Genomic DNA, 10872 nt, shown 5'->3' on the forward strand with positions numbered 1-10872 from the left:
ACCATCGTCGGCTCGATGCTGCTGGGCGTCGAGCGCAAGGCGGCCGCCGAGTTCAGCTTCTTCATGGCCATCCCGATCATGGTCGGCGCCTTCGCCCTGGATCTGCTCAAGAGCTACAAGGACATCGACACCAGCCACGCCGGCACGATCGCCATCGGCTTCGTGGTGTCGTTCCTGTCGGGCCTGGTGGTCGTGAAGACCATGATCGCCTTCATCGGCAAGCGCGGCTTCACCCCGTTCGCCTGGTGGCGGATCGCCGTGGGGGTCATCGGGCTGGGGCTGATCTATATGCCGAAGTGACGTCTCGCCCACCGGGGACATGCCCTTGCGGCGTGTCCCCATCAGGAGGCGCCGCGCTTGAAGGGGACACGCCGCAAGGGCATGTCCCCGGCCATTAAACGAAAAAGCCGCGCCCAGTCGAAAGACCGGACGCGGCTTTTGTCGTTTGAGAGACCCCTCATCCGTCGGTCCTCGACCGACACTTTCTCCCGCAAGGGGAGAAGGATCAGGAAATTAGAACGCCCCCGCCGGGACCTCGGCGTACTGGCCGCCCTTGCGATAGCGGTAGAGGTAGGACGGCGCGACGGCTTCGACGGCGGTCGGGACGACGCCGGCCTCGGCCAGGCCCGGCAGGCCGTTGCCCGCGACATTGTCGGTCTTCAGCGACTCGACCTGGTCGGAGGTCAGCGGCGGGTTGATCGGCGACAGGTCGCCGATCTTGCCGATCCAGCCGGCCGCGAAGAACGGGATCGGGGCCAGCACGCGGTTGCGGCCGGTCTCGCGCAGGATGAACTCCAGGATTTCCTTGAAGCTGTAGACGGCCGGACCGCCCAGCTCATAGGTCAGGCCCTCGGCGGCCGGGTTGGAGACGGCTTGCGCCACCACCTGGGCCACGTCGCCGACGAACACCGGCTGGAATTTCGTCTCGCCGCCGCCGATCAGCGGCAGGGCGGGAAACAGGGCGGCCATCTGGCCGAACTTGTTGAAGAACTTGTCCTCGGCGCCGAACACGATCGACGGACGGATCACCACCGCGCCCGGGAAGGCGGCGCGAACGGCGGCTTCGCCCTCGGCCTTGGTGCGCTGGTACTTGGAGGACGAATTGACGTCGGCGCCGATGGCCGAGATCTGCACCAGGCGCTTGGCGCCGGCGGCCTTGGCCTGCTCGGCGATCGTCTTGGCGCCCATCACGTGCAGGGTCTGGAACTTCTGCCGGCCGGTTTCCCACAGGACGCCGACCAGGTTGACCACCGCCTCGGCGCCGTCCACGGCGCGCGCCACCGACGGGGCGTTGCGGACATTGGCCTGCACGACCTCGATCTGGCCGACGTCGCCCAGCATCCGCATCTTGTAGGCCAGGTTCGGATTGCGCACCGCCACCCGCACGCGATGACCCGCCTTGGCGAGCGCGCGTACGACCTGGCCGCCGACGAAGCCGGAGCCGCCGAACACCGTGACCAGACCTTGCATAATCAACCTCGTCCTAAACTCGTGAGCCGGGGGATAGACGACCCCGAGGCCAATCGCAACGAAATGCGCAACTAAGCGATTGACGTGGTCAGAACCTTTGCATAAACGTCCCGGCCTCGCGGCGATCCACGGATCGCCCCGCAGGCCCAGGTGGCGGAATTGGTAGACGCGCTGGCTTCAGGTGCCAGTGATCGAAAGGTCGTGGAGGTTCGAGTCCTCTCCTGGGCACCACCCCCTACCAACCTTCGTAAGAAGGTCGGGGTGGCGCCGAAGCTTCAAGGCTTTGAAGCTCCGAAGCGAAAGCTTCCAAAAGCATCAGCATAAAATCGTCCAGGCCCCTTCGGGGGCCTAGCGATGGTTGTGACCAGCGGATAGATATCCTGTTCATCCGGCCTATAGTGTCGGCGCCCCATATTAGGCGTGTCGGGAATTCGGACGTCCGTGCGACGAGACCGAGGCGCGGAGACGAAGAGACTTGGCCAACTTTCTGCATGAAGGCGACCTTCCGGACGGCGCTTTCGCCGGCGCCACCGCGGTCGCCATCGATTCCGAGACCATGGGCCTGCGCCTGGGCCGCGATCCGCTCTGCGTGGTTCAGCTGTCGTCGGGCGACGGCGACGCCCACGTGGTGCGCCTGGACCGCTCGACCTACGACGCTCCCAACCTCAAGCGCCTGCTGACCGATCCGGCCGTGGTGAAGCTTTTCCACTTCGGCCGCTTCGATATCGCCATGTTCCTGTTGCACTTGGGCGTCATGACCGCCCCCGTGTACTGCACCAAGATCGCCAGCAAGCTGGCCCGCACCTATACCGACCGCCACGGCCTCAAGGACGTGACGCGCGAACTGGTCGGGGTCGAGCTGTCCAAGGTCCAGCAGAGCTCGGACTGGGGCAACGCGACCCTGACGCCCGAACAGGTCGCCTATGCGGCCTCCGACGTGCTGCATCTCCACGCCCTGCGCGAACGCCTGAACGCCATGCTGGTCCGCGAAGGCCGCATGGCGCTGGCCGAGGCCGCCTTCGACTATCTTCCCCACCGCGCGGCCCTCGACCTGGCCGGCTGGGAAGACGTCGACATCTTCGCGCACAGCTGAGGCGAGGGGCATGACCACCCTCGAGGCCGACCGGGCGGGATACAGACGGGACTTGCGCCGTTGGCGCCGCCGTTCGCGTCGGGTTCAGGTGGCGCGCGTGGCTCTGCCGGTCGCGATGGTCGCCCTGCTGGCGACGGTCGGCGGCCAGGTGGCCTGGCGCTCGTTCACCGCCGGCGACCGGCGGCCGGCCGAGAGCAAGGCCCAGATCCGGATGGTCACGCCCCGCTTCTATGGCCAGTCCGGCGACGGGCGGCCCTACATCATCACCGCGCGCTCGGCCGTGCGTGACGAAACCGATCTGAAGCGGGTGTTCCTCGACGCCCCGACCCTGACCCTGGGCGTGGGCAGCCCCGCCCCGACGCGCTCGACCGCCGATCGCGGCGTCTATCGCGAAGACACCCTGAAACTTCAGCTGTACGGCAATGTCCGCATGGACGACGGGGCCGGCTACCGCTTCGCTTCGGACGAGGCGCTGGTCGACACTCGCAACGGCGACACCACCGGCGAAACCGTGCTGCAAGGCGAAGGTCCAACTGGACAGGTGCAATCCAACGCCTACTCCGTATATGACAAGGGCGACCGCATCATCTTCCGGAACGGCGTCAAGACACGAATCGATCGGAAGACGGGTCAAGCGGTCCCGGAACAAGGCCCAGAAGCAAGTCCAGCACCCGGGACGGCTCCGGAATAGACATGAGGACGTGGTTGATGAATCGATGGATGGCGCCGACGGCGATCGCCTTCAGCCTGTTGAGCGGCCCGGCTCTGCTGGGCGGCGGGGCTATGGCTCAGACACCGGCCGGCGGCAACAACTCCAGCGCGCCGGTGGACATCTCCGCCGACGAGCAGGAGGTCATCAACAGCCAGTGCAAGACCATCTTCCGCGGCGCGGTCGAGGTTCTGCAGGACAAGGCCCGCATGCGGGCGGCGACCATGACCGTCTACAATCGCCGCAAGACGCCCGGTAAGACGAGCTCGCCCACCGGCAACGCCGACTGCGGCGACGTCGATCGGGTCGAGGCCGACGGCAACGTGTTCTACGTGACCCCGGAACAGACCGTGCGCGGCGACCACGCCGTCTACGACTACGGCACCGACACCATCGTGGTGACCGGCGACGTGGTGGCCGTCCAGGGCCAGGACGTGGCGCGCGGCGATCGCATGACGATCAAGACCAAGACCAACGACGTGAAGATGGAATCCAACGCCACGGGTCGCGGCAAGACGCGTGTGCGGGCGGTGCTCTATCCCGACCAGAACAAAGACAAGAAGCCCGCCGGCAAACCGTAGGATCTCATGGCGTTTTCGATGCAACCCCTGGGCGTCAACGACGCGGCCTCCGACGGCCTGTTTGTCGACGCCATCGGCAAGTCGTTCGGCGACCGCCCGGTCGTCAAGAGCGTCTCCCTGCGCCTCAAGCGCGGCGAGGTCGCGGGCCTTCTGGGCCCCAACGGCGCCGGCAAGACCACCTGCTTCTACATGATCACCGGCCTGGTCGCCGCCGACTACGGCTCGATCTATCTGGACGGCGAGGACATCACCAGCCAGCCGATGTTCCAGCGCGCCCGCATGGGCGTGGGCTATCTGCCGCAGGAAGCCTCGATCTTCCGGGGCATGACGGTCGAGCAGAACGTCATGGCCGTGGTCGAGATGCGCCAGAAGGACCAGCGCCGGGCGCGCGAGCACGTGACCCAGATCCTGGAAGAGCTGCGGATCACCCACATCCGCAAGTCGCCGGCCGTCGCCCTGTCGGGCGGTGAGCGGCGCCGGGTGGAAATCGCCCGCGCCCTGGCCAGCGAGCCCTCGTTCATGCTGCTGGACGAACCGTTCGCCGGCATCGATCCGCTGGCGATTTCCGACATCCGTGAAGTGGTCAGCTATCTGAAGAACCGCGGCATCGGCATCCTGATCACCGACCACAACGTCCGCGAGACGCTGCAGATGGTCGATCGCGCCTCGATCATCCACGCCGGCGAGGTGCTGTTCGAGGGTTCGCCGCAGGAGATCGTCGACAACCCCGAAGTCCGCCGCGTCTATCTCGGCGACAGCTTCGACGAGCGCTAGGTCCCTCTCCTCACCCGCATCGCGGGGGAGGAGAACTGGTTCGAGCACTCCGGGCGTCGAAATTTCGAGGCCCGGCCAACCGCACTCGGCAAAATTCAACGGCCCGCGTGTCTCGAAGACGAGCGCGCGGGCCGTTTTTCGTTTAGGCTCGCTGCGACGAAAGTCAGCCTTTTCAGGGACTTTCCCGGTCACGAGCAGAAAAACAGCGGTCTCGTCGGGCGGAGTGTCGCAGTGGCCCGCTTTTTGCTGGCGTTGGCGCCCCGTTAACCAAACTGGCCTTTCAATGGGGATCAACAGGTTCGTTGATTTGCCCAGGAGGGCGTATTGGCTCTCGGCCACAGATTGGAGCTTCGGCAAGGCCAGGGCCTTGTCATCACGCCGCAGCTTCAGCAGGCGATCAAGCTCCTGCAGCTTTCGAACCTCGAACTCGACGCCTTCGTCGAGGCCGAGCTCGAGCGTAATCCCCTGCTCGCGCGCGACGACGGTCCGGTCGAGGCCGAGCGCGCGCCCGAAGAGGCCGAGCGCCCCACCGAGAACCTGGGCCTGGACTCGGTGTCCGACAGCGCCGCCAGCAGCCAGATGGACGCCACGCCCGACGACGTCTCGCCCGGCGAGCGCGCCACCGGCGACGGGGCCGAACCCGGCGCCGAGCAGGCCGGCGGCCAGATCGACTGGTCGCGCACCGGCGGCGGCGGCAGTTTCGAGAGCGACGACAATTACGAGGGCGCCCTGTCGCGCCCGCCGACCCTGGTCGAGCACCTGACCGAGCAGCTGTCCGTGGCCGGCCTCTCGCCCGCCCAGAACGCGGTGGCCGGGGTGCTGATCGACTCGGTCGACGAGACCGGCTACCTGCGCGCCGACGTCGCCGAGGTGGCCGAGCGCCTGGGCTGCGCCCTGGACTTCGTGGAAAGCGTGCTGACCGTCCTGCAGGGCTTCGAGCCGGCCGGCGTCATGGCCCGCGACGTGCGCGAGTGCCTGGCCCTGCAGCTGAAGGACGTCAACCGCTACGACCCCTGCATGGCCGCCCTGCTCGACAACCTCGACCTGCTGGCCCGCCGCGACATGGCCGCCCTGCGCAAGGTCTGCGGCGTCGACGACGAGGACCTGCGCGAGATGGTCGCCGAGATCCGCGCCCTGACCCCTCGCCCCGGCGCGGCCTTCCACAGCGACCCGCCCCAGACCCTGGTGCCCGACGTCCACGTGCGCGAGACGCCCGGCGGCCTGTGGCACGTGGAGCTGAACACCGACACCCTGCCCAAGGTGCTGGTCGACCAGCGCTATCACGCCCGGGTCAGCAAGGGCGCGCGGACCGACCAGGAGAAGACCTTCGTCTCCGACAGCTTCGCCACCGCCAACTGGCTGGTCAAAAGCCTCGACCAGCGGGCCAAGACCATCCTGAAGGTCTCCAGCGAGATCGTCCGCCAGCAGGACGGCTTCCTGGCCTACGGCGTCGAGCACCTGCGGCCGCTGAACCTGAAGACCGTCGCCGACGCCATCGGCATGCACGAGAGCACCGTCAGCCGGGTCACCTCCAACAAGTACATCGCCACCCCGCGCGGCGTGTTCGAGCTGAAGTACTTCTTCACCTCGGCGATCCAGGCCACCGAGGGCGGCGAGGCCCACTCGGCCGCCAGCGTCCGTCACAAGATCAAGGGCCTGGTCGAGGCCGAGCGCACCGAGGCCGACGTCCATTCCGACGACGCCATCGTCGAGATCCTCAAGGAAGCCGGCGTCGACATCGCCCGCCGCACGGTGGCTAAATACCGTGAAGCGCTGCGAATTCCGTCCTCGGTCGAACGCCGGCGCTTGATCAAGGAAACTGCCTGACCGCATGGTGCGAACGGCGGCGCTCCGCGTTTGATAAGCGCGGCTGAAGGCGAAGCATGACCACCGAGAGTTTGTCCGACGTCATCGAGGGTTTCGGCGAGGACACGCGTCCCGTCCTGACCGTCGGCCAGATGCTGGAGCAGTTCGACAGCCGCGCCTTCGGGGCCATGCTGCTGGTGTTCGGCCTGCTGAACTGCCTGCCCCTGCCCCCGGGCTCGTCAACGATCCTCAGCCTGCCGATCTTGTTGCTGGCCCCGCAGATCGCCTGGGGTTCCGACATCCCGTGGCTGCCGCGCAAGCTGATCCACCATCCGCTGAAGCGCGACGACCTGCGCGGATTGTTCCGTAAGCTGACGCCGGTCGTCCGGCGGATGGAGCTGGTCACCCGTCCCCGGTTGGAAATCCTGTTCGGCCCGGTCGGCGAGCGTCTGATCGGCGTGGTCTGCACCCTGCTGGCCCTGGTGCTGGTTCTGCCGATCCCGCTGGGCAACCTGGCGCCGGGCGCGACGGTGGCCGTCCTGGCTCTGGCCCTGCTGCAGCGCGACGGCCTTCTGGTGCTGCTCGGCTACCTGATGGCCGCGATCAGCGTCGGCCTGCTGGTGGTCAGCGCCGGGGTCGTGGCGGCCGCGGTCGAGCGGCTCCTGCATATGATTCCGGGGCTGTTTTAAGTCGCTTTTGCGACGCTTGACACCAGACCGAACCGGGCGCGTTGATAGGCCATGCAAGTCCAAATCTCCGGCAAGCATGTCGACGTTGGCGAGGCTCTGCGAGCGCGAGTCTCCGACGAAATCACCCTGAGCATCGGCAAGTATTTCGACCGCGGCGGTGACGCCGATGTCGTGATCAGCAAGGAGGGCTTCGCCTTCCGTGTCGATTGTTCGGTCAAGCTGGCTTCGGGTCAGCAACTGATCAGCCACGGGTCGGGAGGAGACGCGCACGCGGCCTTCGACGCGGCCCTGGCCAAGATCGAGACGAGGGTCCGACGCTATAAGCGACGATTGAAGAGCCACTCGATCGCCGCCTCCGCCAAACAGGCCGAAAACGCGGCGATGTACGTGCTGCGCGCCCCGGAAGGCGACGAGACGGACGACGACGACTGGAGCACCGAGGATGACCATCCCGCCGGCGCGCCGGCCGGCATGATCATCGCCGAAGCCCAGGCCTCGCTGAAGATCATGACTGTTTCCATGGCGGTCATGGAACTGGACTTGACCGAGTCCCAGGCAATCGTGTTTAGGAACGCCGCCCACGACGGTTTGTCGGTGGTCTACAGGCGGCCTGACGGAAATATCGGCTGGATCGACCCCGAACGCACCAAGTCGCTGAACGGGCACGCACCAGCCGCAAGCTAGATCGAACCTCGGATCGGTCGGCGCGTTTCGGTGGGCCCCACCTCAAGGCTTCTTGGGGGCGACGAAACGCGACGACCGACTGCGAGCGAGTTTCCACCATGACCATCGGCGATCTACTGGAGCCCGGCGCGGTCACCCTGCGTGTCAGCGCCTCCAACAAGCGTCAGGTTCTCGGCGTGATCGCCGATGTCGCCGCCCGCGTGTTCGGCGTCAACGCCGAAGAGGCGCTCGAGGGCCTGGTGGAACGCGAGAACGCGGGCTCGACCGGCGTCGGTCAAGGCGTGGCCGTCCCGCACGCGCGCCTGCCCGGCCTTGACCGCGTCCGGGCGGTGTTCATGCGCCTGGAGACCCCGGTGGCGTTCGGGGCGGTGGACGACAAGCCCGTCGATCTGCTGGTGGCGCTGTTCGCGCCCAAGGACGCCGATTCCAGCCACCTGCGGGCCCTGGCCCGCGTCTCGCGGCTGATGCGCCAGCCCGAGGTGCGCGAGCAGCTGCGCAAGGCCCGCTCGGCCGACGCCGCCCACGTGATGCTGACCCAGATCCACGAGAGCAAGCCGACGGCGGCCTGAGGGTTCATCCTCACAATACAACCCCCGTCATCCCGGGCCATGTGCCCGGGCCCCCTCTATATCCGCCGCAAGGGCGGGAGGGTGGCGCGCCAGCGCGCCATTTCACGTCACCGCCTGCTGAGCCAGGGGTCCCGGGCACAAGGCCCGGGATGACGAACTGAAAGTGAAGTTATCAAACCCGCTTCATCCCGATGATCTTCACCGGCGGGTTCAGCATCTGGCCCTTCATGACCGGATAGGGCGCCGGGCCGTCGGCCTTGAGGGCCAGGATCTTCTTGACGATGTCCAGGCCCTGGACCACGCCGCCGAAGGCCGCGAAGCCCTGGTTGTCGCCGGCCGCGCCCGGATGGGCGTCCAGATGGGGCAGGGGGCTGGCGCAGATGAAGAAGTCGCAGGTGGCGGTGCCGGGGGCGGTGCGGGCCATCGAGATCGTGCCGGCCCGGTGCTTGATCCCGGTCGTCCGGGTGCTCTCGTGGGCGATGGGCGCGTAGCGRCGGGCGCGGACGGGCGGGCCGCCCTGGATCGAGCCCGCGCCCTTGACGCCCTTGGTCTTGGAGGCGCGGTAGAAGGTCCCGCCGTCGTACTTGTGGGCGTCGACATAGCGTAGGAAATTAGCCGAGGTGATCGGCGCCTTGCCGTCCTCCAGCTCGACGACGATCGTGCCGTGATCGGTCTGGATCGCCACGCGAGTCTTGGACGGCGCGGCCCAGGCGGGACCCGCCACCAGCAGTCCGGCCAGGCCCAGCAGCCCCCGGCGCCCGATGCTCGCATCGCTCATTCGTCTTCCTCGCCCTGTCGAAGCTCACGACTGCTTAGCGCGCCTGGAGGGGGCGCGTCGACAGGGAGACGGCGCCCCGCACTCTTGTGCCGGCCAAGGCGTGGTAGTCACAGGATCGCGGCTGGGCGTTTATGGACGCCGGCGATCGGGGACAGTTTCGATGATCAGGACGCTTTTGGTCGCCGCGGGCGTCGCGCTTGCGCTGGGCGCGCCCGCCGTCGCTCAAGACCTGCAGACCGAGCCGCTGGCGGAAGGCCGTCCGTGCGCCTCCGCCGATGTCGTGGGCCTGTGGGAAAGCCGCGTCGTCACGGGGAACGCGACGACGGAAGCGCTCTCCCACCTGATCTCGCTCGACTACATGCGTTTCTCGCCCGACGGGACGATGATGTATTACGGCGCGGACAGGCCTGAATCCAATGTCCGAAAGATTCAGAAGACGCTCGACCAATACGACGCCATCGACGGCGTGACGTACCGGTCCGAGATCCTGTCTCCGGGTCTGCTGATCCTCACCCGAAACGGTCGGCCCTTCCAGGGTTTCACCTGCACGAGCGTGGAGGCGGATCGGGGAGAGCCGACAATGATCCTGACCCAGTTGAAGGGAATGGCGCCCCTGCGACGTCTGCAGCGCCGGCTGGACTAAGGCCCAGGCCGACCGGAGACCATGCCGCCGGCCGGCCTTCCAGTGATCGTCCTAGTGCACCGAAACCGGCGCCAGTTCGTGGGCGAGGGCGGCGGCGACCGCCGCGTCCTTGTCGGTCAACACCGCCAGGCGCGCGCCGTCGGCGCGAAACACGGCGTAGAGCGTCTGGTCGGGCGAAAGGTCGACCTCGTCGGTCACGCCGACCGGCACGTCGGCCATGATCTCGGCCGCCTTGATCGGGCGAACATAGACCAGGTCGGGCGCGCCCAGGGCCGCGAAAGCCTCGGCGGAGAAGAACGGGGTAGCGGGATCAGGTGTCATAAGACCACCTCCTTGGGGAAGGGAACGCCCCGTGGCGCGTCTCGGTTCAGAGCGCGGCCAAAGGGACTGTCGTCGGGTCGTGAAAAACTCAGCCGATCGACCGGATCGGGATGCGGCGAACCAGCCGCTCGGGCTCCGGACGGGCCAGGTCCACATGCAGCAGGCCGTGTTCCAGCGTGGCGGCCGTGACCTCCATGCCGTCGGCCAGGACGAAGGTCCGCAGGAAGCCCCGGGCCGCGATGCCGCGGTGCAGATAGGCCTTGTCGGCCTCGGACTTGCCCTCGGACTCGCGCCGCCCGGCCACCACCAGCTGGCCGCCTTCGACGGTCACCTGAAGTTGGTCCGGCGAGAATCCGGCCACCGCCAGGGTGATGCGCACCCCGCCGTCGTCCGACTGCTCGACATTGTAGGGCGGATAGCTTTCGGCGGCGGCCTTGGCCGCGCGCTCGATCAGGTCTCGTGTGTGCTCGAAGCCCAGCAGGAAGGGGCTGTCGAACAGGATCGTCCGGGTCATCGCGAAGTCCTCGCTCAAGCGACTTCGTGCGTCAGCCACGACCCGGGATCGGCATCGCGCCTGACGACGTGACAATTAGGTGGCGATGCGCGGGGGTGGGTGCAAGATGTGAGAGATCCGCCCCGCACCTTTCAGCCGTCATCCCGGGCCTTGCGCCCGGGACCCCTCTATCCGCCGCAGGTGCGGGAGGGTGGCGCGCCGTCGCGCCAGTTCACTTCACCGTCAGCTGAGCCAGGGGTCC

14 protein-coding genes and 1 tRNA gene are annotated in these 10872 nt (G+C 67.3%); 11 read left to right on the forward strand and 4 right to left on the reverse strand.

The genetic code is table 11. From position 1 onward, the window contains the following. On the forward strand, positions 1-300 hold a 300-nt coding region (locus AC1DZ6_RS09780), incomplete at its 5' end, for an undecaprenyl-diphosphate phosphatase (RefSeq protein WP_477096994.1). Between the two features lie 213 nt (positions 301-513). Here AC1DZ6_RS09780 and AC1DZ6_RS09785 read toward each other — a convergent pair. Continuing rightward, the gene (locus AC1DZ6_RS09785; RefSeq protein WP_477096995.1) at positions 514-1470 is read right to left on the reverse strand and encodes a complex I NDUFA9 subunit family protein; all 957 of its coding nucleotides are present in this window, start codon (positions 1468-1470) and stop codon (positions 514-516) included. A gap of 144 nt (positions 1471-1614) precedes the next feature. Here AC1DZ6_RS09785 and AC1DZ6_RS09790 point away from each other — a divergent pair. The 9 genes from AC1DZ6_RS09790 (at position 1615) to ptsN (ending at position 8375) form a co-directional block, all read left to right on the forward strand. Beyond that, positions 1615-1701: transfer RNA gene (locus tag AC1DZ6_RS09790), tRNA-Leu, on the forward strand. Between the two features lie 244 nt (positions 1702-1945). Continuing rightward, positions 1946-2563 (forward strand): ribonuclease D, encoded by a 618-nt coding sequence (locus AC1DZ6_RS09795; RefSeq protein WP_477096996.1) that lies wholly within the window; start codon positions 1946-1948, stop codon positions 2561-2563. 97 nt (positions 2564-2660) lie between these two features. Next, positions 2661-3254 (forward strand): LPS export ABC transporter periplasmic protein LptC, encoded by a 594-nt coding sequence (lptC, locus tag AC1DZ6_RS09800; protein ID WP_477096997.1) that lies wholly within the window; start codon positions 2661-2663, stop codon positions 3252-3254. A 17-nt stretch (positions 3255-3271) separates the two neighbouring features. Further along, positions 3272-3853: an LptA/OstA family protein gene (locus AC1DZ6_RS09805; RefSeq protein ID WP_477096998.1), complete on the forward strand. Its 582-nt coding sequence runs from the start codon at positions 3272-3274 to the stop codon at positions 3851-3853. Positions 3854-3871: 18 nt separating this feature from the next. Then, positions 3872-4627 (forward strand): LPS export ABC transporter ATP-binding protein, encoded by a 756-nt coding sequence (gene lptB / locus AC1DZ6_RS09810; RefSeq protein ID WP_477097007.1) that lies wholly within the window; start codon positions 3872-3874, stop codon positions 4625-4627. 324 nt (positions 4628-4951) lie between these two features. Continuing rightward, positions 4952-6454: an RNA polymerase factor sigma-54 gene (gene rpoN / locus AC1DZ6_RS09815; RefSeq protein WP_477096999.1), complete on the forward strand. Its 1503-nt coding sequence runs from the start codon at positions 4952-4954 to the stop codon at positions 6452-6454. 56 nt (positions 6455-6510) lie between these two features. Next, positions 6511-7122 carry an exopolysaccharide biosynthesis protein gene (locus tag AC1DZ6_RS09820; RefSeq protein WP_477097000.1) on the forward strand — a complete coding sequence of 204 codons (612 nt, stop codon included), beginning with the start codon at positions 6511-6513 and terminating at the stop codon, positions 7120-7122. Between the two features lie 51 nt (positions 7123-7173). Then, on the forward strand, positions 7174-7806 hold the full coding sequence (gene hpf / locus AC1DZ6_RS09825; RefSeq protein WP_477097001.1) for a ribosome hibernation-promoting factor, HPF/YfiA family: 633 nt from the start codon (positions 7174-7176) through the stop codon (positions 7804-7806). Between the two features lie 98 nt (positions 7807-7904). Next, entirely contained in the window at positions 7905-8375 is a 471-nt protein-coding gene (ptsN, locus tag AC1DZ6_RS09830; RefSeq protein WP_477097002.1) for a PTS IIA-like nitrogen regulatory protein PtsN, read from the forward strand. 172 nt (positions 8376-8547) lie between these two features. Here the strand turns inward: ptsN and AC1DZ6_RS09835 are convergent, their stop codons facing one another. Continuing rightward, entirely contained in the window at positions 8548-9153 is a 606-nt protein-coding gene (locus AC1DZ6_RS09835; RefSeq protein WP_477097003.1) for a peptidylprolyl isomerase, read from the reverse strand. A gap of 160 nt (positions 9154-9313) precedes the next feature. Between AC1DZ6_RS09835 and AC1DZ6_RS09840 the strand changes: the two genes are divergently transcribed. Beyond that, positions 9314-9796 (forward strand): hypothetical protein, encoded by a 483-nt coding sequence (locus AC1DZ6_RS09840; protein WP_477097004.1) that lies wholly within the window; start codon positions 9314-9316, stop codon positions 9794-9796. A gap of 51 nt (positions 9797-9847) precedes the next feature. Here the strand turns inward: AC1DZ6_RS09840 and AC1DZ6_RS09845 are convergent, their stop codons facing one another. Both AC1DZ6_RS09845 and AC1DZ6_RS09850 read right to left on the reverse strand, forming a co-directional pair. Then, the gene (locus AC1DZ6_RS09845; protein WP_477097005.1) at positions 9848-10117 is read right to left on the reverse strand and encodes a DUF1150 family protein; all 270 of its coding nucleotides are present in this window, start codon (positions 10115-10117) and stop codon (positions 9848-9850) included. Positions 10118-10205: 88 nt separating this feature from the next. Continuing rightward, a complete protein-coding gene (locus tag AC1DZ6_RS09850) occupies positions 10206-10631 on the reverse strand; it encodes an Hsp20 family protein (RefSeq protein ID WP_477097006.1) in 426 nt (141 codons plus the stop codon). Positions 10632-10872: the final 241 nt, after the last annotated feature.

It is taken from the genome of Caulobacter sp. P1_B12_2, from assembly GCF_056406675.1.

Excerpts from the sequence above, each read along its gene's own strand:
- AC1DZ6_RS09785 (WP_477096995.1), bottom strand. The coding sequence starts at position 1,470 with ATGCAAGGTCTGGTCACGGTGTTCGGCGGCTCCGGCTTCGTCGGCGGC.
- AC1DZ6_RS09805 (WP_477096998.1), top strand. The coding sequence starts at position 3,272 with ATGAATCGATGGATGGCGCCGACGGCGATCGCCTTCAGCCTGTTGAGC.
- lptB (WP_477097007.1), top strand. The coding sequence starts at position 3,872 with ATGCAACCCCTGGGCGTCAACGACGCGGCCTCCGACGGCCTGTTTGTC.
- AC1DZ6_RS09820 (WP_477097000.1), top strand. The coding sequence starts at position 6,511 with ATGACCACCGAGAGTTTGTCCGACGTCATCGAGGGTTTCGGCGAGGAC.
- hpf (WP_477097001.1), top strand. The coding sequence starts at position 7,174 with ATGCAAGTCCAAATCTCCGGCAAGCATGTCGACGTTGGCGAGGCTCTG.
- ptsN (WP_477097002.1), top strand. The coding sequence starts at position 7,905 with ATGACCATCGGCGATCTACTGGAGCCCGGCGCGGTCACCCTGCGTGTC.
- AC1DZ6_RS09840 (WP_477097004.1), top strand. The coding sequence starts at position 9,314 with ATGATCAGGACGCTTTTGGTCGCCGCGGGCGTCGCGCTTGCGCTGGGC.
- AC1DZ6_RS09845 (WP_477097005.1), bottom strand. The coding sequence starts at position 10,117 with ATGACACCTGATCCCGCTACCCCGTTCTTCTCCGCCGAGGCTTTCGCG.
- AC1DZ6_RS09850 (WP_477097006.1), bottom strand. The coding sequence starts at position 10,631 with ATGACCCGGACGATCCTGTTCGACAGCCCCTTCCTGCTGGGCTTCGAG.